We start from the raw sequence: 24,647 nt of genomic DNA on the forward strand, positions 1-24,647 counted from the left end.
TTCTTAAGTTCTACTTGAAAAGGATTAGGATAACGAGGATACTCCTCACCTGAGACTATAGTATTTTCGTTAGCATCTAGAAAAATATGAGAAGATCCATAAAATGCATTTCTAGCAGAGGAATATGGTATGAGCTCCTTAATGTTTTTTCTAATCATTATTTTTATTTCTTATTCTAGATTGAACAGAAAAAGCATGGGCATTAAGGACTTCAGAAACTGACATAGTTTTCACTGTTTCTGAAATTTTCTCCAACCCTTCTTTAGAAAGCTTTTGGAAACTTATTTTTTTTAGGAAACTATCCATTGATAGACCCCCGAAAGTTCTTGCATACCCTTTAGTAGGAAGAACATGATTTGGCCCGGAAGCGTAATCCCCAACGCTTTCTGGAGAATAGGCTCCTAAAAAAACAGAACCTGCATTTCTAATTTTTTCAGAATATCTATCTGATTCCAAAAAGTTTAGTATTAAATGTTCTGGAGAGTATTGATTGGCTATATCAAGCCCTTCTTCTAAAGAAGGAACAAGAATAATGCAACTATTTTTAAAGGATTCTTTAACAAGAAACCTCTTTGGTTGATTATATATTTTTCTGTTTAGTTCTTTCTTTACGCTTTCTCCCCAATATTTCTTGGGTGAGATTAACACTATCTGGCTATTAGTTCCATGTTCAGCTTGAGAGATCATATCGTCTGCAACATATTTTATACTAGAAATTTCATCAGCTATTATTCCTACTTCTGTTGGACCAGCTGGCATATCTATGGAAACCAAACATTCTTGAGAAAGAATTTGTTTAGCAATAGTAACATATATGTTACCAGGTCCAAATATTTTATCAACTGAAGGAATACTTTGTGTACCAAAAGTCATTGCGGAAATAGCTTGTGCTCCTCCTGTTTTATAGATTTTTCTTATTCCTACTCTTCTTGAAGCGTAAATAATATTAGTATGAATATTTCCACTAAAATTGGGGGGGGTACATAAAATAATATTTTTGCATTGAGCTAATCTAGCTGGAATTCCTAACATTAGAACAGTTGAAAATAAAGGAGCAGATCCGCCTGGTATATAAAGTCCAACCTTTCCAATTGGAAAGGTTTTATACCAACAAAGTACTCCTGAAATTGATTTTAATCTTATAAATTTATGGTATATTTGATTAAGGTTAAAAAATTCTATGTTTTTATAAGCTTGTTCTATGGATTTTTTAAAAGACTTTGATACTAATTTTATAGAACTTTCTATATCTTCTTCTAGAACCTGGATATCTTTCCAAGAAGAACATCTATCAAATTTTTTTGCATAAAATTTTAGAGCAGAATCCCCATTTATTTTTACCTTTTTTATAATCTCTCGTACTTTTGAGATTAAAATACTCCGATAATTTTTTGTGGGCCTTATTTGAAAAGTGGGATTAGGATAGGTTTTTATTTCCATAATTTTCTTTCCATAATTCTAAAATTTCTTAATAAATAATTTTTTCGATAGGCATAACGAGAATATTAAAAACACCAAAAATTTTTAAATTTTCAGCCACTCTCCAAAACTCCTTTTCGCTAATTACAGCATGTATTACACATAATTGAGAATTGATTAATAATGGAGATATAGTTAGAGTTAGATTTTTAGGTAAGTACGTAGGTAAGTACGACATTATTTTATCTAATTTCTTTATTGGAGCATTCAATAATATGTATTTATTATTTTTAGCATTTCTTACAGCTAGGATACGAAAAAGAAGTTCTTTCATTAGTTTTTTTCCTATTGGATCTTCCTCTATGCTCATAGAGGAAGCTAATATAGCCTCTGATTGCAAAAGAGTCTCTACTTCTTTTAGTCCATTCATGAATAGTGTAGATCCACTACTTACTAAATCGCAAATGCAATAGGATAATCCAATACTAGGAGCTAGTTCTACTGAACCGCTTATTTCTTGAATTTCTGCATCAATACTATGCTTTGTCAGAAATTCTTGAACAAGAATAGGATAACTTGTGGTAATTCTCTTTCCGTTTAGGTCTTTGATTCCTCTATAATTGAGTTGTCTAGGAATAGCTATAGATAAGCGACACTTGCCAAAACCCAATCTTTCTTTAACTTGTATTCTTTTCCTTTTTTCCGAAAAAATATTCTCGCCCACTATTCCAATATCTGCTATACTATCCTCTAGATATTGAGGAATATCATCATCCCTTAGAAAAAAAATTTCTAAAGGAAAATTTAACGCAAAAGCTTTTAATTGATTCTTTCTGAATTGTATATTTATCCCACATTCTTTAAGAAGTTTAAGAGAATCTTCATAAAGCCTTCCTGATTTTTGAATGGCTACTTTTAGTTTATTCATATGTGCTTTATTTTCAAAATTTGTAAAAAGGATCCATACCTATATGGGTATATAGGGATCACCGGATCTAAAAGCGAATCGAATAGGTTACTCCTTCTTCAAGCTATATATACAGATAAAATAAAAATTAAAATAGATAATCTTTCCCACGCTTCTGATACTAATCTCTTAAGAAGAGCTTTAAAAAACTCAAAATCCTTAATTAACATTGAACATGCTGGAACGTCTATGCGTTTTTTAACGTCTTATTTTTCTATTAAAGATTGTAGTGAAATTATTTTAACTGGTTCCAATAGAATGAAACAAAGACCTATTTCAGTTTTGGTGAATGCTTTAAGAATCCTTGGGTCTAGGATTTTTTTTTTAGAAAAAGAGGGATTCCCTCCACTTAAAATATGTGGAAAAAAAATCTCTGGATGGTCTGTCCCTATCGATCCTAAAATTAGCAGTCAATATATAAGCGCACTTATCCTAATAGGATCTAGCCTTTTAAATGGATTAAAACTTTTCTTTTCTCTAGAAAAGATAACTTCATCCCCTTATGTTCAAATGACTTTGAATATTTTGAAGAAAACAGGGATAAAAATCTCTTGGATGAAAAACTTTATTTGTATAAATCCCACTAAAAACCTGAATCGGAAAGTTTTTTCTGTAGAGTCTGATTGGAGTTCAGCATCCTATTACTATGCTTTGTCTGCTATTTCTAAAACAGTAAAAATTAGAATGAGTTACTTTGAAGAAAAAAGCTATCAAGGAGATAGTTTTGTCGCATATATATATAGAAAATATTTCGGAATAAATACCATTTTCACATATGGTAAAATGATATTAAGTAGTCAAAGAAATAACTTTCTCCATACTTTTTTAGAACTAGACCTAAATTCTATGCCTGATATTGCTCAAACTATTGCAGTTACTTGTGCTGCTTTACGTAGAAAATGTTTTTTAATAGGCCTAGAAACACTAAAAATTAAAGAGACGAATAGGCTTAAAGCTTTGCAAAAGGAGCTATTTAAAATAGGCGTCCTATCTATTATTACCGAAAATTCCTTCCAAATTATTGGGTTTGAATACAAGAAAGAAAATCTTTTTTTTATAAAAACTTACGAAGATCATAGAATGGCTATGTCGTTTGCTCCTTTCTCTCTTAGAGAGACTCTTAATATAGGTAAACCTGAAGTAGTTGAAAAATCATATACCCATTTTTGGAATGATTTGCGTTATTTTGGGTTTGGGATAATATAATAAAGGCCCATTCGTCTATTGGTTAGGACATCAGATTTTCATTCTGAAAAGAGGGGTTCGATTCCCCTATGGGCTGCTTAAATTTTTAAATTTAAATACCTTTTTGTAATGGCAAATAATTCTTCAGTTTTAAAAAATAAAAAAATTCGTGTTCGAAACAGATATTATTTTAAATCTATACGAACAGCAATAAAAAAACTTAAAAAAGAGGAAAATAGGAATAAATCGTCCTTGGATTTTTGTTTTCGAAAGACAATTTCTATGATAGATAAACTTTCGAAAAGAAAAGTTATTCATAAAAACAAGGCAGGAAGGATGAAAAAACAATTATTTTACATAAAAAATAATGAAAAAATATGTAACTAAGGAAGGATTTCAAAAACTTAAAGAAGAAATTGAAAAATTAGAGAGTATAGAACGTGTAAATATTTCTAGAAAAATAGCTGAAGCTAGAGATAAAGGAGATATTTCAGAAAACGCTGAATATGATGCAGCTAAAGAAGATCAAGAATTTTTAGAAGCACGTATTGCTTCCCTAAAAAAAAGCTTTGCTAATGCAAAGATTATAGACGTTTCTAAAATGGATTATTCCAAGGTTTCGATCCTCTCTAGAGTAAGAATAAAAAATCTTAATTCTGGGGATCAGGTTATTTACACCTTAGTTCCAGAAGAGGAGTCTAATCTTAAAATGGGTAAAATTTCGGTAAATTCTCCCATTTCTTCTGGCTTATTGGGTAAGAAAGTTGGGGAAATAGCTCATATAAAGTTACCCAATGGTAGAGTAATCGATTATGAAATACTAGAGATTTTCAAATGAGTGGATCTACGTAATTTTAAAAAAAAAATGTCCTTCTCAAAAATGTCTTTTATGTCTCATATCGAAGTTCTTAGAAAACATATTATTCGCAGTCTATTTTCTTTATTTTTAGGCATGACTGCTGTTATGTTAAATAAAGAACTCTTCTTCGATAAGATTATTTTAGCACCAGCTAAATCTAAGTTTGTTACTTATCGTTTTTTTAGGATGATTGATAAAGGAAAAAAAAATTTTATATTGCCTGAGGATTTGCATCTTCAAAACAGAAGGCTTTTTGGTCAATTTAATGCATATATAGGAGTATGTTTAACTGGAGGAATAATTTTATCATTTCCGTATATAATGTATGAATTCTGGAGGTTTATAAAACCGGGTCTTTCTAAGAAAGAAAAAAGTTTTTTTCTCAAAATTTTTATAACAACTTCTTTACTCTTCTTGTTTGGAATACTTTTTGGATATTTCGTTCTCTCTCCAATGACCATTCAATTTGCCTATGTATTCAAAGTAAGTCCTATTTTAAAAAACGTTTTTGATTTATCAGATTATGTAAATACCATTATACAATCTACACTTTCTATGGGATTAACTTTCCTTCTACCAATTTTTGTCTATTTTTTTACTAAAATTGGATTAATTAATCAAAATTTTTTGCGTACATATAGAAAACATGCTTTTTTAGTTATTTTAATTATATCTGCAGCTCTAACACCTGGAGATGCTCTAAACATGTTTCTAGCAGCGATCCCTATTCTTCTTTTATATGAGTTAAGTATTAACGTTTCTTATAATTAATGACAAAATCTAGAACGATCCCGTTTATTTTCTCTTTTCTTGATAACTTCCCGTTTATCAAATATTTTTCTACCTTTGGCCAGAAAAATTTGAAGTTTAGCATATCCTTTTTGATTGATAAATAATTTATTAGGAATAATAGTTAATCCAGACTTTTCTGATTTTTTACTAATTTTTATTAATTCCTTTTTATTCAAAAGAAGTTTTCTACTTCGATTAGGTATATGATTGAAATTAGCTTCCATCCGATACTCTGAAATGTATATATTAATAGCATACAATTCCCCATTTTTCATTAGACAAAAGCTTTCTGAAATACTTGCTTTATTTTGTCTAATGGATTTTATTTCAGTTCCTAATAATTGGATTCCAGCAACATATTCTTCAATGAATTCATATTCAAAAGAAGCTCTTCTATTTTTAATACAGTTTTTCAATGTATTTTTTATTTTATTCATAATTTTTCTCTGTGATGCTGAAAACTTTAATGTCAGAAATTAAACAACTTAATAAATTAAGTACGCAAACAGCATTCAAATTCAGTCTGTATGGGCTTTAGTATCCAAATCTTTTTTTCCTTTTTACCCAGCTATGCTGGATCAGTCCAACAACAAAATAGCTAAAACCTGCAAAGTATGTACACAAAAATGGGTGAATAATCAACTTACTCCATAGCTTATAGTTGCTTTATGTGCTGATCTATAGATTTGGACGTTCTACCTTCGTATACTTGAAAACAGCAGAATAGAAAAAACATCTACTGTTTTCAAGTATATTGTCACTATATTGCGGACATTTAGCTCAGTTTGGTTTAGAGTCTTACTTTGACAGAGTAGGGGCATCGGTTCGAATCCGGTAATGTCCACTTCACTGTTCTTCTTCTTATTATTATGTATGTTATTTTAGATACAGAAACTTCAGGTTTAACTTCAGGTGAAAATTGGCCTTGTATAGTACAAATTGCTTGGCAATGTTATAATACTTTGGGAGAACTAGTTGAGTTTAAGAATTTTTTTGTTAAACCTGAAGGTTTAGACATTCCTTTTAATTCAACAAAAATACATGGGATAACTACTGAAAAAGTTAAGTCTGTCGGAGATGATCTTTTTTTTGTTTTAAATTGTTTAGAGCAATCTCTAGAAAAGAGTAAATTTGTTATCGGGCATAATATAGAATTTGATATAAATGTTCTTTATTGTGAATTTTTTAGAAAAAATATTAAAACTTCCATTTTGAAAAAAATCTTCATTGATACTAAAAAGGCTATTCCTAGTTTGAGAAGGAATAAATGGCCTACTCTTAAGGAACTTTATCAAAAACTTTTCAGAAAGGAACTTTCTTTAACCCATAACGCTATTCATGATGTAACAGCTACCTCAAAATGTTTCTTTGAATTAATTCGCATAGGAGTTCTATCTTTCGGAGTATTTGGAATTAAATTGCTTGAAAAATTTAAAAAAAAGCAAAAAGAATTTATTGATTCTTCCTTCTTCCCTATCTCTTTTAAAAGGGAAATAAAAATAGAATCTGAAACATCTAATGAACTTCTATACGCAAAGAATTTTTCTCACTTGCATAATCATACTTGTTTTTCGATTCTGTGTTCTACTATAGATGTAAGATCCTTAGTTAATAGAGCAGTTGAACAAAATATGCCAGCTGTTGGGATTACAGATTATGGAAATCTAATGGGCGTCGCTTATTTTATGGAATCTATTCGATTAGCTAATACTGAAATAAATAAGTATAATGAAAAATCTAAAAAGTATGGGAAGAGAAACATTAAAGGAGTTCTTGGGTGCGAAGTTTTTATAGATATAAAAAATTCAGAAAAATATTATCCTCAAGTACTTTTAGCTAAAAATAAAAGAGGATTTCAGAACTTATCAAAGATCAGTTCTTATGGATTTACAGATAGGGACTCCTTTGTGATACCAAAGGTTTGCAAAAGCATTATTAAAATTTACAAGGAAGAACTTATAGCTCTTAGTGGAGATATTAATTCTGAAATTCCATCTACAATCTTGAATAGAGGTTGTATAGAGGCAGAAAAAGTTTTTTGTTGGTGGAATGAATGTTTCGGGTCAGATTTTTATGTAGAATTACTTAGACATGGTCTTAAAGAAGAAGATTACGTTAATAAAATTTTACTTAAATTAGCAAAAAAATATAGAGTAAAATATATTGCGCAAAATAATCCTTTTTATCTAGATAAAAAAGATTCTGATGCTCAGGATATTTTACTTTGCGTACGCAAAGGAGAAAAATTGTCTACACCTATAGGTAAGGGTAAAGGGTTTAGATTTGGATTTCCAAATAAGGAATTCTATTTAAAAACATCAAAACAAATAGAAAATATTTTTTCAGATATTCCTGAATCTTTCAATTATTTAGAGGAGCTTCTTGAAAAGGTAGAGGACTATGATCTTATGCAGAATATTTTACTGCCGAAGTTACAAAAATCTTTTAAAGACCCTAACGCTTTTTTGAAACACCTGACTTATAAAGGAGCTAAGTATCGTTACGGTAAAATTACAAGCTCTATAAAAACTCGTATAGAGTTAGAGTTAGATATTATAAAAAAAACTGGTTATCCAGGTTATTTTCTTATAGTACAGGATTTTACATCTCAAGCGAGAAAAATGGACGTTTCAGTTGGACCTGGAAGAGGATCAGTTGCAGGATCTGTAGTAGCTTACTGTATAGGGATTACGGATATAGATCCAATTAAATACGGTTTACTTTTCGAGCGTTTTTTGAATCCAGATAGGGTTTCAATGCCAGATATTGACATAGATTTTGATGATAGAGGCCGGGATAAAATTATCAAATGGGTTGTAGAAAAATATGGAACAACTCAAGTAGCTCATATTATTACATATGGTACTTTGGCTTCAAAATTATCTATACGAGACACAGCTAGAGTTTTAGGGTTACCTTTATCTGATGTAGATAGAATAACCAAAATGATCCCAAATATTTCCTTAAAAAGGCTATTTTCAGAAAATATTTCTTCTCTAAACCTTTTTAAAAGTGAAATAAAAAATGTAATAAAGATTAGAAAAATTTACGAAAATTCTGGATTAGAATCTTTAACACTTCGTCAAGCTAAGATTATTGAAGGATCTATCCGAAGTACAGGAATACATGCTTGTGGTATTATTATTGCACCTTCAGATATAAGAGAACTTATCCCAGTTTCTGGATCTTCTGAATTGCTAGTTACCCAATTTGATAACGAGGTAGTAGAAAGTGTAGGACTTCTTAAAATGGACTTTCTTGGATTAAAAACTTTAACTATTATTAAAGATGCTTTGAACCTAATAAAAAAAAAGAATCCTGAATTAGATTCTTTTCCTTTAGATGATATAGAAACTTACAAACTTTTTCAAAAAGGGGAAACTGTAGCAGTTTTCCAATACGAATCTACTGGAATGCAAAAGTATCTTAGAAAACTAAAGCCGGATACTTTTTATGATCTTATCGCAATGAATGCATTATATCGTCCAGGTCCTATGCAATATATTCCAAATTTTATAGCAAGAAAACACGGATTGGAGCCTATAACTTATGATCTACCTGAAATGGAAGAATTCTTAAGTAATACTTACGGCATTACTATTTATCAAGAACAAGTAATGCTTCTAGCAGAAAAACTAGCCGAGTTTAGAAAAGGTCATGCTGACCTAATACGAAAAGCAATAGGAAAAAAGCAAAAAAACATACTGGACAAAATGAAAGAACGATTTTTTGAGGGAGCAAAAAGAAAAGGTTATTCTCAAAAAATTTTAGAGAAAATTTGGAAAGATTGGGAAGCCTTCTCCTATTATGCCTTCAATAAATCTCATTCCACTTGTTACGCTTATATTGCTTTCGAGACAGCTTATTTAAAAGCACATTTTACAGAAGAATACATGGCTTCTGTATTGAGCAATAATTTGAATAACCTAAAAGAAATAACTCTTTTTATGGAAGAATGTAGAAGGATGGGAATCCCCGTTTTAAGACCTGATATTAATGAAAGTGATTATGCTTTTACAGTAACCAAACATGGAGAAATTCGTTTTGGCTTTGGATCTATTAAAGGTATAGGAAGATCAGTTCTCTCTGAGATACTCTCCGAGAGAGAAAAAAACGGTATATATACTTCAATATTCGATTTTGTTAAGCGAATTGATTTAAGGTTAATTAATAAAAAAGTTTTGGAAAACTTTATTTTAGCAGGAGCTTTTGATTGTTTTGAAACAATTAACCGTGCACAATATTTTAAGGAAGAAAAAACACTAGAGAAAATTATCCTATTTGGGTTAAAAAATAGGAAGAATTCTCTTTCAGAGCCAATTTTGGCATATGCCAAACCCTGGCCTAAAATAATAAAATTAACCAAAGAAAAAGAAGTTTTAGGTATTTATATTACTTCTCATACACTAAAGTACGAAATAAAAAATTATGTCTCTTTGTGTGAGATAAATCAGAATAAAAATAATTTAATTGGTAAAATACTTAATGTATGCGGAATTGTTCTTAAATGCGAAAAGAAAATATCTTATAAAAGCGGTAATAGATATGGTCTATTTTCTTTAGAAGATCATAAAGGATGCATAGAGTTCCGTATTTTTGGAGAAGAATATTTAAAATATATACCTATTCTTCAGAAAAATGCTCTTATTCACCTTAAGACTATTCCAATACAAAAACAAAATGGGGAAATTTATTTTCGAATCCTTCATATACAGCTTTTGCAGTCTGTAAATATGACAAATAGTTTAATTATTCGAATAAATGTGGATAAACTTAATGAAAGTCTGATAAATCAGTTAAAAACCATAATAAAAAACGGAAATAAAAAATTTTACATAAAAATTAATAGTAAAAAAATAAAATTAATGTTCATTTCTAAGTATTTGAAGATAGATATAAAAAAATTAAAAGATGACCTGGGAATTACTCCATTTATTGAATAGTCTTCTCTACACAATTTCAAATTGTGTGCTTTCTTTCCCATCTTTCAAACGAATTCCCAAACGAGACATCTCAAAACGTATATAATCTGATAAATCCCAATTTTTTTCAAATCTTGCCCTATTTCGAACTTGAATGATCAGTTCAATTAAATTTTTGGAATAATCGTAAATTATAGGTTGATTTTCATCTATAAGTTCTAAACCTAGAACTTCAAAAAAAAAGTCATTCATTGTTTTTTTAAAGAGAATTAAGTCCTCTTCTACGAGTTCTGGTTTTTTCTCTATACAGCTTACTGCTTCAAATAGCAGCATAATTAGCATTGGACTATTAAAATCATCATCTATAGCTTCATAACATTTTTCTCTCCAAGATAGAACATCAAAAGTAGATTTTTTACCTATTGGCAAGTTTTTCAAAACTTTAAATGAGTCGCTTAGCCGAGAATAAGACCTTTCTGAAGAAAAAAGTGTTTCATATGAAAAATCTAATTGGGTTCGGTAATGAGTCTTAAGAAGAAAAAAACGGATAATACTAGGATGAATTCTTTTAAATAGAGTTTCAGGAAGGAATATATTCCCAGTTTTCTTGCTCATTTTTTGTCCTTTGATAGTTAGCAAGTTTGTATGCATCCAATATTTTACTGGAGACTTACCATAAAGTCCTTGTATTTGAGCTATTTCGCATTCATGATGCGGAAACTTTAAATCTATTCCTCCCCCATGTATATCAAAACTTTCTCCTAAATATTTTGTACTCATTACAGCACATTCTGTATTCCATCCTGGAAATCCTTGGCCCCAAGGAGAAGGCCAACTCATACTATATTTTGAGTTCGCTTTTTTCCAAAGCGCAAAATCTTCAGTATTGAACTTTTCTTCTTGTTTTTTTAAAGATAAACGACTTTTTGTAATTTCTTTTTTTCTCTTACTTAAAACTCCATAGTGAGACCATCTTTCATAAGCCTTTATTTCGAAATAAACTGAACCGTTTACTTCATATGCCAATTCTTTTTCTAGAAGCTTTTTTATCCATTCAATTTGTTCTATTATATGGCTACTAGCATAGGGTTCTATGCTAGGAGGAAGAACATTAAAAAAACTTAAATTTTTTTGAAAATCCAAACTATATTTTTGAATAATTTCCATTATTTCAAGTTTTTCCATCTTAGACTTTTTAGCAATTTTGTCTTCTCCATAATCTGAGTCATTTTCCAGATGTCCTACATCAGTTATGTTACGTACATAACGTACTTTATATCCCAAATGTTTAAGATATCTGAATACAAGATCAAAGAAAATAAATGTTCTACAATTTCCTAAATGTATATAACCGTAAACAGTTGGACCACAAACATACATTTTGATGTAATCAGAATTTTTTGGTTTAAATGATTCCTTCTTTCCACTAAGCGAATTGTAGATTTTTAAATGATTCTTTTGAATTTTTTCCATCATTTTCAAATTTTGTGTATTTATTGGCTCAGCCAAATTGGCAAATTATTGACTTTTATGATTACCCCCCGTTCTGAAAATTATTCTAAGTGGTATAATGAACTAGTCTATAAATCCGGGTTAGCAGAAAATTCTGGTATACGTGGATGTATGATTATTAAGCCATACGGGTTTAACATATGGGAAAAAATTCAAGATGAACTTGACAAAAGGTTCAAATCCACAGGATATGAAAATGTCTATTTCCCTTTATTTATTCCTAAATCCAATTTTTTAAAGGAAGCTGATCATGCAAAAGGTTTTTCTAAAGAATGTGCTATCGTTACTCATTATAGGTTAAAAAAAAATAAAAGCGAAATAATTATAGATCCGGATTCTAAGCTTGAAGAAGAACTTGTTGTTCGGCCTACCTCAGAATCTATTATTTGGAACACTTACAGACGTTGGATTAAATCATATCGGGATTTACCCATATTGCTCAATCAATGGTCAAATGTTGTTCGTTGGGAAATGAGGCCACGCTTGTTTTTAAGAACTTCTGAATTTCTATGGCAAGAAGGCCACTCTGCTCATTCTTCTCTAGAAGAAGCTAGCAGAGAAGCTCAAAAAATACTCGAAATCTATAAAGATTTTATAGAAAATTTTCTGGCTATTCCAGTAATTAAAGGAATTAAAACCCCGTTAGAACGTTTTTCTGGAGCTGAAGAAACTTATTGTATTGAAACTATTATGCAAGATAATAAAGCTTTACAGCTTGCTACTTCCCATTTTTTAGGACAAAATTTTTCTAGGTCCTTTAATGTAAAATTTATCAATAAATATGGTATAAAAGAATATGCTTGGGCTACATCTTGGGGTATATCTACTCGTTTAATAGGAGCTTTAATAATGACTCATTCGGATGATAAAGGTCTCGTTTTGCCTCCTAGTTTAGCTCCTATTAAAGTAGTTATTGTCCCAGTTTATAAAAACTGTAAACAGTTGAACGAAATCTCTTGCATAGTTGATTCCATAAAGTCTTTACTTAAATATCAAAAGATTAGTGTTATCTATGATAACAGAGATTCTTATAGTCCAGGATGGAAATTTAACGAATATGATATGAAAGGAATTCCTTTACGGATTGTAATTGGTCCCAAAGATTTGGAAAAAGGGACAGTTGAACTTTTCCGACGTGATACCTTCCAAAAAAAAAAATTATCTCTAGAATGTTTAGCCTCACATATTCCTGATGTTCTAAAAAAAATACAAAAAGATCTCTATCATAGAGCATCTTATAGGAGAGATAGATCTATAAGATGTGTGAATAATTATGAAGAATTCAAAAAAATTATCGAGGAAAAAGGAGGGTTCATTTTAGCTCATTGGGATGGAAGTTCTTCAATAGAGAAAAAAATAAAATTGGAAACTAGAGCAACTATTCGTTGTATACCTATAGGTTTTTCTAAAGAATCCGGTAATTGTATTTATTCAGGTAACATTTCGAAACAAAGGGTCCTTTTTGCTAGAGCTTATTGATAAAAAAAGAGATCATTTTAGGCATTGATCCAAGTCACTACGTTATTGGATTTGGATTAATTAAAGTTGATCAAAAAATTGAATTACTTCTTATTGAAGAATTTTTTTTAGGTAGATTAAAAAAACCGAATTCTAGGTTAAAAAAAATTTTCGAAAAGACTCTTTCCCTAATAGATGCTTTTCATCCTAATGAGTTAGCTATTGAAGCTCCATTTTTAGGAAAAAATATTCAATCTATGTTAAAACTCGTACGTGCCCAGACTGGAGCGATTGCTGCTGGTTTATATAGAAATTTGTCAGTTGTTGAATATTCCCCTCGAACAGTAAAAATGGCACTTTCAAGTAAAGGGTACGCTTCCAAAAAACAAGTTTATGAAATGTTAAAGTTTTTTTTTAAATTTAAAGGAGAAAATTTTCCAAAAAAAAATTTTGATGCAAGTGATGGGCTTTCTGTCGCTATATGTCATTTTCTAAATAAAAATTTTCCTATTCGAAGAATTGAAGGATAATGGTATTTGTTACTGGTGCAGAAAGTTATGTAGGAAGTTTTATTTTGTTAAATCTTCTCCAAAAAGGAATAAAAGTTCGCGCTTTAAAAAAAAAAAAGACCTGTAATTTTCTTTTAAATAAATTTTTGGAAAAAGTTGAATGGGTTGAGGGAGATATCATAGATATCCCTACTCTACAAGAGTGTATTAATGGTGTTAGAGAAGTTTTTCACGCTGAAGAGATAATAGCTTTTTCTAAAAAAGACATTGAACTTTTAGAGAAAATAAACATAGAAGGAACGTCTAATATCGTTAACATTTGCCTAAATAATGGGGTAAAAAAATTTTGTTATATAAGTTCCACATCAACTTTAGGTAGACCTAATAATGAAGGATTCATAACAGAAGATTCTTTTTTTGAGGAAGATGAGCATTCTTATTATGGAAAATCTAAATTTTTTTCTGAAATGGAAGTTTGGAGAGGCAGATCTGAAGGCTTAAACGTGGTAATTGTTAACCCTAGTATTATCCTAGATCCATTTTTCTTTGGTTGTGTAATGAAAAAAGATCTTCGTTTAAAGGTAATGAATAGTTTCGTATCTGCTATGGATGTTGCAAAATGTTGTATCCAATTAATGGAAGAAAATCATTTTAATGAACGTTATATTCTCAACTGCGAAAATATTTCCTTAAATAGAATATTTTCATCCAGCAAAGAACGCTGGAAAAAATTTAAAATAGAATATCCAGACATCTTCCCTACTTTATCTAGAAAAGATCTATTGGAGCAAATTCATAAATTTCCATATAAAGGGCTTTATTCAAACGAAAAAATAAAAAAAACCCTTAGGTTTCAGTTTCTTCCTCTAAAAAAAATTTTAGACGAATATTTGGATTTTTTAAAATTAACTACTTTATGAATGTAGAAATAAGAATAGCAATACCTGATGATTCTAAATATATTTCTTTAATTTGCGAGCAAATAAAGGATTCTGCAAGGATAAGAGGTACAGGAATCTCGAAAAGAGATCCTGAATATATTAAAACTAAAATAATAAATGGGGATGCAGTTCTGGCTTTTTATGATAAGCAGATTGCTGGATTCGGTTATATTGAAGTCTTTCAGAAAAAACAATTTGTAGCGAATTCTGGACTTATCGTATTTCCTCCATTCAGACAGAAAGGATTAGCAAAATCCATTAAATCTGAAATTTTTAAACTTTCTAGAAAAAAGTTTCCAAAAGCTAAAATATTTAGCATAACCACGAATTCCTCCGTCTTTAAAATAAATACGGAATTAGGTTTTGTTCCTGTATCATTTAATCAGCTTACACAAGATGAAAATTTTTGGAAAGGATGTAAAAGTTGCGCAAATTATGACATACTCCTGCGAAATCAAAAAAGAATGTGTTTATGTACAGGCTTATTATATGATCCTAAAAATAAGGAAGAAAAGAGAAAGGTAGTCTTAGCTTATAGTGGGGGATTAGATACTTCTTACTGCTTGAAATTTCTGCTTGAAGAAGGATACGAAGTGCATACGGCTCTGGTAAATACTGGAGGCTTTTCTTTCGAAGAACTAAAAAACATTGAAAATAGGGCGTTAAAAATAGGAGCTAAATATCACCAGAACATTGAAGCAACCAAAGAGTATTATTGTAGATGTATAAAATACCTAATATTTGGCAATGTATTAAAAAATAATACCTATCCGCTTTCAGTTAGTTCAGAAAGATTTTTCCAAGCCATAAAAATTGCAGAATACGCTAATTCTATAAAAGCTAAAGCTATTGCACATGGAAGTACTGGAGCTGGAAATGACCAAATTCGCTTCGATTTAGCTTTTCAAATCCTTTGTACTGATAAACTTATTCTAAGTCCCATTAGAGAGAAAAAACTTTCTAGAAAAGAAGAAATAAAATATCTGCAAAAAAAAGGCCTCGAAATAGCCTGTGATAAATCCAAATATTCTATAAATAAGGGGATTTGGGGAACTAGTATTGGGGGAGCAGAAACTCTCAATTCGGATAAAAATATTCCAGAAGAAGCTTATCCTACACCTTTAAGAAAAACTAAAAGTGAGAAAATAGAATTAGAATTTGAAAAAGGAGAGTTTGTCTCTATTAATAAAAGGGAGGGAAATCCTGTGGAAAACATTCTTAGATTAGGAGAAATTTCTTCTCCTTTTGCTATTGGAAGAGAGTTTCATGTAGGAGATACTCTCCTTGGTATTAAAGGTAAAGTAGCCTTCGAAGCCCCTGCTGCTTTAATCATTATTAAAGCACATCAGTTTCTTGAAAAGCATGTTTTGACAAAATGGCAAATATATTGGAAAGATCAACTAGCTAATACCTATGGAACTTTACTGCATGAAGCCCAATATCTAGATCCAGTTATGAGAAACATTGAAGCTTTTCTAGAGAATAGTCAAAAAAGAGTAAGCGGAAAAGTAACTGTACTTTTACATCCATATAGATTTGAATTAGTTGGTATTTGTTCTGAATTTGACATGATGCAATCTAAAGTTGCACAGTATGGAGAAATGAACCATTTATGGTCCGAAAAAGATGTGAAAGGGTTCACCAAAATTTTTGGAAATCAGATGAAAATTTATCACAGCATTAAATGATTAAAACCGGCATTATAGGAGGAGCAGGTTATACTGCTGGTGAATTGATTCGGTTACTATTAACTCATCCTAGAGTGGATCTAACTAGCGTTCTAAGTGTTAGGGAGATAGGAAATCCTCTTTATTCAGTTCACTTTGATTTACTTGGGGAAACTGAAATTAAATTCACCAAAAAATTAGATGAAGATGTTGATGTCGTTTTTCTATGTCTCCATCCTGGAACTTCCAGAGAAGCTCTAAAAAATATATCTGATCGCTCAAATGTAATAGATTTAAGCAATGATTTTAGATTAATTGAACATTCTGCATTTGGAATGCGATCATTTGTATATGGATTACCGGAACAACAAAGATCTATAATTAGAAAGGCTAGATGTGTTGCAAATCCTGGTTGTTTTGCAACCGCTATTCAGATAGCTATTTTACCTCTATCCTATGCTCAATGTTTGAAAAGTGATATTCATATAAGTGCTATTACCGGATCTACAGGCGCAGGAAAGGCTCTAAATGAAAAAATTCATTTTAGCTGGAGAAATAATAACGTTTCCTCTTATAATATTTTTATTCATCATCATTTAAATGAGATTAGAGAAGTAATTCATCGATACCAAAAATCTTTTAATAAAGAAATTTTTCTAGTGCCATATAGAGGAAATTTTTCTAGAGGAATTCTTTCAACGGTTTATACTGAAACGCATCTTTCTCTAGATGAGAATAAAGATCTATATCAGAATTATTATAAAAAACATCCATTTGTTTATCTATCAGAAAGAGAACTAGATTTAAAGCAGGTAATAGGCACTAATAAATGTTTTTTACATTTATCTTTGAAAAATGGAAAAATTATCATCACTTCCATAATTGATAACCTATTAAAAGGTTCTTCAGGTCAAGCTGTACAAAACATGAACATCATGCAAGGATGGGAAGAGAATTGTGGCCTAAAATTAAAACCTTCACTATTTTAGAATATGATCCACCAAAGATTATTCAACGTTTATAATTCTATTCCAATAGAATTAATAAAAGGTTCCGGGTCATACTTATTTGACCAAAATGGACAAAGGTATTTAGATTTTTATGGTGGACATGCTGTGATTTCAATTGGACACTTACATTCACATTATGTAAAAGCTTTAAAGTACCAAATAAATAAAATTACTTTCTATTCAAATTATGTTCACATACCTAATCAGGAAAGATTATCAGAATTACTATGTCAGGTATCTGAATATGAAGATTATAAACTTTTTTTATGCAATTCTGGGACTGAATCTATAGAAAATGCTCTTAAAATTGCTTCTTTTCATAACAGAAAAAAAAAGATCTTAGCTTTTAAGGGTTCTTTTCATGGCAGAACTTGCGGCTCTGCATCTATTACGGATAATACCAAAATTTTAGCCCCATTCAATTCTAAGCATGAAGTCCTTTTTTTAAACTATAAAGATTTGTTATCTGTGGAAAAAGAATTAAGAAAAAGGAACGTTTGTGCTCTTATTACTGAAGGAATACAAGGAATCTCCGGAATAATTGATCCGGGCGATTTTTTTTTACGAGAAGTGCAAAATATGTGCAGCCACTATGAAACCGTTTTCATACTGGATGAAATCCAAAGTGGATATGGCAGAACTGGAGATTTTTTTGCACATCAGCGTTCAGGTGTTAAACCTGATCTTATATCTTTAGCTAAAGGTATGGGAAATGGGTTTCCGATTGGTGGAGTGCTAATTCACCCAAAATTTGAAGAATTTAATGGAATGTTGGGAAGTACTTTTGGAGGTAATTATTTGGCTTGTGTTGCTGGTATTTCTGTTTTGGAAGTTATTAAAAACGAAAACCTTTTAAAAAACGTTAAAATAATAGGAGAAGAATTATTGAAACACTTGCAAGATATTCCTCATATTGAGGAAATAAGAGGACGTGGTTTAATGATAGGATTGCGTTTTAATTTTCCTGTTAAAAAATTAATAGAAGTTCTGATAAATCAGGAAAAAGTATTTGTTGGATTTTCTTCTGATCCTTACGTTTTAAGATTATTCCCTCCCCTAAATATAACAAAAGATCATGTAAAATTATTCATAAAAAAACTGGTCCGTTCTTTGGAATCCTAAAATGAAAAAAAAAATTGCTTTTCTTCATCTAGAAAATGGAGAAAAATATGAAGCATATCATTTTGGTGCACCTATATCATCTTCAGGTGAAGTAGTTTTTAATACTACAATGACTGGATATGTGGAAAGCTTAACAGATCCTTCCTATTTTGGTCAAATCTTACTTTTTACCTATCCCGGGATAGGAAACTATGGGGTTCCTATTTCTCCCTTATCCAAAAAATTGATCTCTAGATTTTATGAATCAAATAAAGTTCATGTTTCAGGTTTGCTTGTTTCAGATTATTACCATTTTAAGGGTAAAATGTTTCAAAATCTATCCAATTGGTTAAAAGAATATAAAGTTCCAGGTCTTTATGGATTGGATACGAGATGCTTAACGAAAATACTTAGAAAACGAGGGACTATGCTAGGAAAAATCCTCTGTTTGGAGAAAAACATTCCCTTTTTCGATTCCAGCAAAGAAAATGAGAAGATATCCATTAAAGAAAAAATTATTTATGGAAATGGTCGATACAAAATATTACTGATTGATTGTGGAGTAAAAAACAACATTCTACGATGTTTGCTTCGACGAAATTGTTCAATTATTCGTGTACCTTGTAATTATGATTTTACTAAGGAAAAAGATTTTGACGGAATCTTTCTTTCCAATGGACCAGGAAATCCTAAGGTATACAAAGAAACTATTCTACATCTTAGAAAAGCATTAAAATGGAATAAGCCTATTTTTGGCCTTTGTCTAGGTAATCAACTACTTGGCGTAGCCGCCGGCTCTGTAACGAGAAAACTTAAATATGGTCATAGAAGCTACAATCAACCAGTAATAATGAGTTCTACCAATAAAGCATACATTACATCACAAAACCATAGTTATGTGATTGATTCCAAAATTATTCCTGATCAATGGAAAATATTCTTCAAAAATCTAAATGATCAAAGTTGCGAGGGTATAATACATAAAAAAAAACCATTTTTTTCTGTGCAATTCCATCCAGAAGCTTTTGGAGGTACAAATGATACTGAATTTTTGTTTGATTATTTTTTTGATCTAATTAAAAGATCCAATGAAAATTAAGAAAGTTCTTCTAATAGGTTCAGGTGCATTGAAAATTGGAGAAGCTGGTGAATTTGATTACTCTGGAACTCAAGCATTAAAAGCCATTAGAGAGGAAGGTATTTTTACCGTCCTAATTAATCCTAATGTAGCAACAGTCCAAACTTCTGAAGGAATAGCTGATAAAGTTTATCTTTTGCCTCTAAATGCTTATTTTGTAGAACAGGTTATACAAAAAGAAACCCTTGATGGTTTAATATTGTCGTTTGGTGGTCAAACTGCCCTGAGTTGTGGAATAGAACTCTATAAAAAAGGAATTATTGAAAAATATAAACTAAAAGTATTAGGAACTCCAATTAAGTCTATTGTTAGAAGTGAAGATCGTGCACTCTTTCGTAAAGAGCTCCAAACTCTTGGAATAAAAAATGCAAGAAGTGTTTCAGCTGATTCTATTGAAAAAGCTTTGAAAAAAGCTGAAGAAGTTGGATTTCCAGTGATAGTTCGTTCTTCTTATGTTTTGGGCGGCTTAGGAAGTGGATTTGCGTATGATATGGATGAACTAAAATTTATAGCTGGAAAAGCTTTTTCGTATACGAATAAAATTATTATTGAAGAATCTCTTAAAGGATGGAAAGAAATAGAATATGAAGTTATTCGTGATCGTTTCGATAATTGTATTGCTGTTTGCAATATGGAAAATATTGATCCAATTGGTATTCACACTGGAGAAAGCATTGTTGTAGCGCCTTCTCAAACTTTGAGTAATTCCGAATATTATCATCTAAGAGAGATTTCTATTCGAATTATTCGTCATTTTGGTATCATTGGAGAGTGTAATGTCCAGTTTGCTTTATCTCCAAATTCTGGAGATTACCGCGTCATTGAAATTAATGCACGTCTTTCTCGCTCGAGTGCACTTGCCTCTAAAGCAACTGCTTATCCATTAGCTTTTATAGCTGCTAAACTTGCATTAGGTTATGGATTACATCAGCTTAATAACGTAGTTACTGGAATTACTTCCGCTTTTTTTGAACCAGCTTTAGATTATATAGTTTGTAAATTTCCACGTTGGGACCTTAAAAAATTTGATGGTGTTGACCAAAAAATTGGGAGCAGCATGAAAAGTGTTGGAGAGGTAATGTCTCTAGGTGGATCTTTTGAAGAGGCTTTCCAAAAAGGACTTCGGATGCTTGATCTAGGCCTCCTAGGTTTTATAAATACGAAAAAGCTTTTTTTAACCACCCATGAAATGATTGAGGAAATGCTGAAAAACCCAACAGATAAACGTATTCAAGTAATAGAATCAGCTTTTTATGCTGGATTTACTATTGAGGAAATTCATCATATTACAAGGATAAATCCTTGGTTCTTGAAAAAAATAGAAAGTTTGTTTCAAACAAAAAATAATTTGATTTATTATGGAAATTGGTCTAAAATTCCATATAAATCTTTAATAGAATCTAAAAAGCAAGGATTTTCAGATGAACAGATTGCAAGTTTTTTTGTTTCGGAAGAAGAAATCCAGAGAGTATCAAAATATATCAGAAAAAATAGAAAATCTCTATCAATTATTCCTTTTATACGCAGAGTTGATACATTGGCTGCAGAGTATCCTGCAAATACGAATTACCTTTATCTAAGCTATCACGCATCAGAACATGATGTAGATTTCAATAGAAAATCCATACTCATTTTAGGATCAGGTGTATATCGCATTGGGAGCAGCGTGGAATTTGATTGGTGTAGTGTAAAAACCCTAGAAACTATTAAAGAAATAGGATTTCAATCTTTGATGATTAACTATAATCCAGAAACAGTTAGTACGGATTTTGATAAATGTGATAGGCTTTATTTTGAAGAGCTTAGTATTGAACGTATTTTAGATATTCTAGAACTAGAAAAACCTTTAGGAATAATAGTATCTATGGGAGGACAAATTCCCAATAATTTAGCTTTAAAACTCTATAAAAGCGGTATTCCTGTATTAGGTACTTCTCCTATTTCTATTGATAAGGTGGAAAACAGACATATTTTTTCTAAGTCTTTAGATAATCTAGGAATTAGTCAACCTCTTTGGCAAGAATTCTCTGATTTTTCTTATGCTAAAGATTTTACTAAAAAAGTTGGATTTCCAGTGATAGTTCGTCCTTCTTATGTTCTATCTGGTGCATCAATGCAAGTAGTTTACAATTCTGATTATTTTAATTTTTATCTTAAAAAATCTGGAAAAATAACTCCAGAACAAACTATCGTTTTAAGCAAATTTATTGAGAATGCTAAAGAAATTGAATTTGACGCAGTTGCTGCTTTTGGAAAAATTTTTTTTTATGCAATTTCTGAACATGTGGAATTTGCTGGAATCCATTCAGGTGATGCTACTTTAATTTATCCACCAAAAAATATTGGGTTCTCTTCTATAAAAAAAATAGAAAGACTATCTAAAAAAATTGCTAAACATTTTAATATTTCTGGTCCTTTTAATATCCAATTTTTACTTAAAGATGATCATATTCAAGTAATAGAGTGTAATTTAAGGGCATCGAGAAGCTTCCCTTTCGTTTCAAAAGTTTCGAATATTAACATTATCGATTTCGCAACAAAGGCTATTTTTGGTAAAAAACTTTTTTGGAAAAATAAAAATTTAAATATGAGTTTTTTTGGGGTGAAAGCTTCTCAATTTTCTTTTTCTCGCCTACATGGATCTGATCCCATTCTCGGAGTTGAGATGACTTCTACTGGAGAAGTAGCAAGTCTTGGTATAAGCTTAGAAGAAGCTTTAATGAAAGCGATGTTATCAATCGGATACCGAATTACTGAAAAAAACATTTTCATTTCAGAAAATGCCTTATTTTTCGAAATTGAAGCATTAAAAAACTATGTTCTATTTGCTACATGGAAGTCTTGGAATTTTTTGTATAATCAAGGTATAAAATCCATTTTTTTACATGGGTCGAAAGAGATTATGAAAGTAGAAAAACTGGATATTGTTATTAACGTTTCTAAAAAATTAAGAAATTTAGATGATGATTATGTCATTCGTAGGGCTGCAATAGACTTAAACATTCCCTTAATTACTGATTGCTGTTTAGCAAAAACTTTTATAAATGCTTTTTGCAAACTATCGATAGAGGATCTTTATCCAGTATCTTTAGATACTTACAATGAACCAATTTCTAAGTCTAGAAGATGTAGAGGATTTATGGATACTCATTGAAAAGGTTAAGTATTTCAAAAAAAATCCTTATTCTTTCCAAAAAATGGGAGAAAATAAAGCTATTGGTTTAGTTTTTTTTAATCCAAGCTTACGTACTCGTTTAAGTAGTCAAAAGGCCGCTTTTAATTTAGGAGCCAATATTTGGATCTTAAATGCAGATAATGATTCTTGGAAAATTGAAATTAATGATGGAACTGTTATGGAAACAAGTCAAGAACACATTAAAGAAGCTATCTATGTAATGAGTCTTTATTGTGATATTTTAGCAGTACGCACTTTTCCAAAATTTTTAGATAGATATTATGATTCCCAAGAACTTTTTTTCAAAAAAATAAAAAATTATTCTAGAGTGCCTGTAGTTAGTCTAGAGAGTGCAACTTTACATCCTCTGCAATCCTTAGCTGATGTAATTACCATTGAAGAATTCCGTCCACCGAAAAAAAAAAGGATTAAGGTTGTATTAAGTTGGGCTCCACATGTAAGAGTTTTACCTCATTCTGTCCCTAATTCTTTTTTGCAATGGGTTTCGCAACTTTCGGAAGTTGATTTAGTTATTACTCATCCAAAAGAGTATGAACTAGATAAACGTTTTAGTCAAATGGCAAAAATAACTTATGACCAAAAGGAAGCTTTTGAAGGAGCTGATTTTATTTATGCAAAAAATTGGAGCAGCTATTTATCATACGGAAAAATACTTTCTCAAGATCCTAATTGGAGAATTACAAAAGAAAAAATGAGTTTAACAAATAACGGTAAGTTTATGCATTGTCTTCCAGTCCGAAGAGGAATAGTAGTGGAAGATTCTGTACTAGATGGAAAAAATTCTCTTGTTTTTCAACAAGCTGAAAACAGAATGTTTTCTACACAAACAGTTTTCATTGAAATTTTAAAAAAAATATTAAGTGATTCATTTAATAAAAATAGGAGGAAATATTATCGATAATGTAGATATGTTAAAGGATTCTTTAACAGCTTTTCATCATCTTGAAGGAGGAAAAATATTAATTCATGGAGGTGGAAAAATTTCCGGAAAAGTTTCTGAAATATTAGGCGTTTCTTCTTATTTCTTTAATGGAAGACGAATTACGGACGATATTACACTTGACATAGTAACTATGACATATGCTGGACTTATTAATAAAAAAATAGTGTGTTTTTTACAATCTTTAGGTTGTCCTGCGTTAGGCCTTTCTGGAGCAGATGGAAATTTTATTAAAACTTTTAGACCTTCTTTCAAGGAAAGAAATTATGGTAATGTAGGAAATTTAAGGAAAAAAAGTTTAAACCTTCCTTTTCTAAATTTTCTTCTTGAAAAGGGATTTATTCCTGTAATGTGTTCAATTACCCATGATGGGAATGGTGGTTTGCTTAATACTAACGCGGACAATATTGCAGCAAATGTGGCTGAATCTCTAATTCAGCATCATAAGGTTAGTTTACACTATGTATTTGAAAAAAAAGGTGTTTTACTTGATCTAAAAAATGATAATTCATTTATCCATAAAATGGATGAAAAGACCTTCCAAGAATTGAAAAAAAAGAAAGTAATTGCAGATGGAATGATCACTAAATTAGAAAGTGCTTTTTTAGCTTTAAAAGCTGGAGTTACTCTAGTAAAAATAGGTCTTTTTATAGAGAAAAAAAAATATGGAACAATTTTAACACTAACAAAAAGAAAAATATGGCAAAAGAAATAAATTTAAAAAAAGTTGTTTTACAATCTAAAACTCCTGTTTTAGTAGATTTTTGGGCACCTTGGTGTGGACCTTGTCTGGCTCTCTCTGCCGATATAGACGAATTAGCAGAAAAATATAAAGGAAAAGCTTTTATTGTAAAAGTTAATGTGGAGAAACATCCTGAAATTGCTTCCGAATATAATATACGAAGTATCCCTACTCTAGTTTTTTTTAAAGGGGGAAAAGAAAAATATAGACATATTGGATATGCAAAAAAAAGTATTCTGGAATCTAAATTAGAAAATGTTTTTGAAGAAGATTTTTTTTAAAGATTATT

20 protein-coding genes and 2 tRNA genes are annotated in these 24,647 nt (G+C 30.5%); 18 read left to right on the top strand and 4 right to left on the bottom strand.

Features of this window, described 5'->3' with window-relative positions; all coding sequences use genetic code 11:
• Positions 1-150: 150 nt before the first annotated feature.
• Positions 151-1,440, bottom strand: coding sequence for a histidinol dehydrogenase (hisD, locus tag VE128_01505; protein HZD84207.1), 1,290 nt, complete (start codon positions 1,438-1,440; stop codon positions 151-153).
• Positions 1,441-1,468: 28 nt separating this feature from the next.
• Positions 1,469-2,347: an ATP phosphoribosyltransferase gene (gene hisG, locus VE128_01510; GenBank protein ID HZD84208.1), complete on the bottom strand. Its 879-nt coding sequence runs from the start codon at positions 2,345-2,347 to the stop codon at positions 1,469-1,471.
• On the opposite strand from hisG, the gene VE128_01515 reads away from it, so the two are divergent.
• The 5 genes from VE128_01515 (at position 2,348) to VE128_01535 (ending at position 5,201) form a co-directional block, all read left to right on the top strand.
• Positions 2,348-3,592: a 3-phosphoshikimate 1-carboxyvinyltransferase gene (locus VE128_01515; GenBank protein HZD84209.1), complete on the top strand. Its 1,245-nt coding sequence runs from the start codon at positions 2,348-2,350 to the stop codon at positions 3,590-3,592.
• A gap of 4 nt (positions 3,593-3,596) precedes the next feature.
• Positions 3,597-3,668, top strand: a tRNA-Glu gene (locus tag VE128_01520).
• 32 nt (positions 3,669-3,700) lie between these two features.
• Complete coding sequence (gene rpsT, locus VE128_01525) at positions 3,701-3,958, top strand: 30S ribosomal protein S20 (protein HZD84210.1); 258 nt, start codon at positions 3,701-3,703, stop codon at positions 3,956-3,958.
• On the top strand, positions 3,939-4,409 hold the full coding sequence (greA, locus tag VE128_01530; protein HZD84211.1) for a transcription elongation factor GreA: 471 nt from the start codon (positions 3,939-3,941) through the stop codon (positions 4,407-4,409). Before rpsT ends, greA begins: the two co-directional genes overlap by 20 nt.
• A gap of 51 nt (positions 4,410-4,460) precedes the next feature.
• A complete protein-coding gene (locus VE128_01535; GenBank protein ID HZD84212.1) occupies positions 4,461-5,201 on the top strand; it encodes a twin-arginine translocase subunit TatC in 741 nt (246 codons plus the stop codon).
• Here VE128_01535 and smpB read toward each other — a convergent pair.
• The gene (smpB, locus tag VE128_01540; protein ID HZD84213.1) at positions 5,198-5,659 is read right to left on the bottom strand and encodes an SsrA-binding protein SmpB; all 462 of its coding nucleotides are present in this window, start codon (positions 5,657-5,659) and stop codon (positions 5,198-5,200) included. The genes VE128_01535 and smpB overlap by 4 nt on opposite strands.
• Positions 5,660-5,991: 332 nt before the next feature.
• Here smpB and VE128_01545 point away from each other — a divergent pair.
• Positions 5,992-6,066: transfer RNA gene (locus tag VE128_01545), tRNA-Val, on the top strand.
• A gap of 25 nt (positions 6,067-6,091) precedes the next feature.
• Positions 6,092-10,165, top strand: a complete 4,074-nt coding sequence (gene dnaE / locus VE128_01550; GenBank protein HZD84214.1) for a DNA polymerase III subunit alpha — start codon at positions 6,092-6,094, stop codon at positions 10,163-10,165.
• Positions 10,166-10,171: 6 nt separating this feature from the next.
• On the opposite strand, the gene cysS is transcribed toward dnaE, so the two are convergent.
• Positions 10,172-11,617 carry a cysteine--tRNA ligase gene (gene cysS, locus VE128_01555; protein ID HZD84215.1) on the bottom strand — a complete coding sequence of 482 codons (1,446 nt, stop codon included), beginning with the start codon at positions 11,615-11,617 and terminating at the stop codon, positions 10,172-10,174.
• 57 nt (positions 11,618-11,674) lie between these two features.
• Here cysS and proS point away from each other — a divergent pair, with 57 nt between their 5' ends.
• From proS to trxA, 11 genes are read left to right on the top strand one after another with little or no spacing between them, the layout of a single operon-like run.
• The gene (gene proS, locus VE128_01560; GenBank protein HZD84216.1) at positions 11,675-13,135 is read left to right on the top strand and encodes a proline--tRNA ligase; all 1,461 of its coding nucleotides are present in this window, start codon (positions 11,675-11,677) and stop codon (positions 13,133-13,135) included.
• On the top strand, positions 13,132-13,644 hold the full coding sequence (locus VE128_01565) for a crossover junction endodeoxyribonuclease RuvC (GenBank protein ID HZD84217.1): 513 nt from the start codon (positions 13,132-13,134) through the stop codon (positions 13,642-13,644). Before proS ends, VE128_01565 begins: the two co-directional genes overlap by 4 nt.
• Positions 13,644-14,543 (top strand): NAD-dependent epimerase/dehydratase family protein, encoded by a 900-nt coding sequence (locus VE128_01570; protein HZD84218.1) that lies wholly within the window; start codon positions 13,644-13,646, stop codon positions 14,541-14,543. The genes VE128_01565 and VE128_01570 overlap by 1 nt, the downstream gene beginning before the upstream one ends.
• The gene (locus VE128_01575; GenBank protein HZD84219.1) at positions 14,540-16,252 is read left to right on the top strand and encodes an argininosuccinate synthase domain-containing protein; all 1,713 of its coding nucleotides are present in this window, start codon (positions 14,540-14,542) and stop codon (positions 16,250-16,252) included. Before VE128_01570 ends, VE128_01575 begins: the two co-directional genes overlap by 4 nt.
• Entirely contained in the window at positions 16,249-17,220 is a 972-nt protein-coding gene (gene argC / locus VE128_01580; protein ID HZD84220.1) for an N-acetyl-gamma-glutamyl-phosphate reductase, read from the top strand. The genes VE128_01575 and argC overlap by 4 nt, the downstream gene beginning before the upstream one ends.
• A 3-nt stretch (positions 17,221-17,223) precedes the next feature.
• Positions 17,224-18,363 carry an aminotransferase class III-fold pyridoxal phosphate-dependent enzyme gene (locus VE128_01585; protein ID HZD84221.1) on the top strand — a complete coding sequence of 380 codons (1,140 nt, stop codon included), beginning with the start codon at positions 17,224-17,226 and terminating at the stop codon, positions 18,361-18,363.
• A 1-nt stretch (position 18,364) separates the two neighbouring features.
• Positions 18,365-19,441, top strand: a complete 1,077-nt coding sequence (gene carA, locus VE128_01590; protein ID HZD84222.1) for a glutamine-hydrolyzing carbamoyl-phosphate synthase small subunit — start codon at positions 18,365-18,367, stop codon at positions 19,439-19,441.
• Positions 19,431-22,634, top strand: a complete 3,204-nt coding sequence (gene carB / locus VE128_01595) for a carbamoyl-phosphate synthase (glutamine-hydrolyzing) large subunit (protein ID HZD84223.1) — start codon at positions 19,431-19,433, stop codon at positions 22,632-22,634. Before carA ends, carB begins: the two co-directional genes overlap by 11 nt.
• The gene (locus VE128_01600) at positions 22,582-23,577 is read left to right on the top strand and encodes an N-acetylornithine carbamoyltransferase (GenBank protein HZD84224.1); all 996 of its coding nucleotides are present in this window, start codon (positions 22,582-22,584) and stop codon (positions 23,575-23,577) included. Before carB ends, VE128_01600 begins: the two co-directional genes overlap by 53 nt.
• Positions 23,537-24,331 (top strand): acetylglutamate kinase, encoded by a 795-nt coding sequence (gene argB / locus VE128_01605; protein HZD84225.1) that lies wholly within the window; start codon positions 23,537-23,539, stop codon positions 24,329-24,331. The genes VE128_01600 and argB overlap by 41 nt, the downstream gene beginning before the upstream one ends.
• On the top strand, positions 24,316-24,639 hold the full coding sequence (trxA, locus tag VE128_01610; protein HZD84226.1) for a thioredoxin: 324 nt from the start codon (positions 24,316-24,318) through the stop codon (positions 24,637-24,639). Before argB ends, trxA begins: the two co-directional genes overlap by 16 nt.
• The last annotated feature ends 8 nt before the right edge of the window (positions 24,640-24,647 follow it).

Origin of the sequence: Candidatus Angelobacter sp., assembly GCA_035643775.1 — a bacterium.
In the GTDB taxonomy this organism is placed as follows: Bacteria; Bacteroidota; Bacteroidia; order Flavobacteriales; family Blattabacteriaceae; genus DASQPV01.

Coding starts and splice junctions, on each gene's coding strand:
- dnaE (HZD84214.1), top strand. CDS start 6,092: ATGTATGTTATTTTAGATACAGAAACTTCAGGTTTAACTTCAGGTGAA.
- VE128_01535 (HZD84212.1), top strand. CDS start 4,461: ATGTCTCATATCGAAGTTCTTAGAAAACATATTATTCGCAGTCTATTT.
- VE128_01575 (HZD84219.1), top strand. CDS start 14,540: ATGAATGTAGAAATAAGAATAGCAATACCTGATGATTCTAAATATATT.
- VE128_01585 (HZD84221.1), top strand. CDS start 17,224: ATGATCCACCAAAGATTATTCAACGTTTATAATTCTATTCCAATAGAA.
- rpsT (HZD84210.1), top strand. CDS start 3,701: ATGGCAAATAATTCTTCAGTTTTAAAAAATAAAAAAATTCGTGTTCGA.
- trxA (HZD84226.1), top strand. CDS start 24,316: ATGGCAAAAGAAATAAATTTAAAAAAAGTTGTTTTACAATCTAAAACT.
- carA (HZD84222.1), top strand. CDS start 18,365: ATGAAAAAAAAAATTGCTTTTCTTCATCTAGAAAATGGAGAAAAATAT.
- hisG (HZD84208.1), bottom strand. CDS start 2,347: ATGAATAAACTAAAAGTAGCCATTCAAAAATCAGGAAGGCTTTATGAA.
- VE128_01570 (HZD84218.1), top strand. CDS start 13,644: ATGGTATTTGTTACTGGTGCAGAAAGTTATGTAGGAAGTTTTATTTTG.
- cysS (HZD84215.1), bottom strand. CDS start 11,617: ATGGAAAAAATTCAAAAGAATCATTTAAAAATCTACAATTCGCTTAGT.
- VE128_01600 (HZD84224.1), top strand. CDS start 22,582: ATGAACCAATTTCTAAGTCTAGAAGATGTAGAGGATTTATGGATACTC.
- VE128_01515 (HZD84209.1), top strand. CDS start 2,348: ATGTGCTTTATTTTCAAAATTTGTAAAAAGGATCCATACCTATATGGG.
- greA (HZD84211.1), top strand. CDS start 3,939: ATGAAAAAATATGTAACTAAGGAAGGATTTCAAAAACTTAAAGAAGAA.
- carB (HZD84223.1), top strand. CDS start 19,431: ATGAAAATTAAGAAAGTTCTTCTAATAGGTTCAGGTGCATTGAAAATT.
- hisD (HZD84207.1), bottom strand. CDS start 1,440: ATGGAAATAAAAACCTATCCTAATCCCACTTTTCAAATAAGGCCCACA.
- smpB (HZD84213.1), bottom strand. CDS start 5,659: ATGAATAAAATAAAAAATACATTGAAAAACTGTATTAAAAATAGAAGA.
- proS (HZD84216.1), top strand. CDS start 11,675: ATGATTACCCCCCGTTCTGAAAATTATTCTAAGTGGTATAATGAACTA.
- argC (HZD84220.1), top strand. CDS start 16,249: ATGATTAAAACCGGCATTATAGGAGGAGCAGGTTATACTGCTGGTGAA.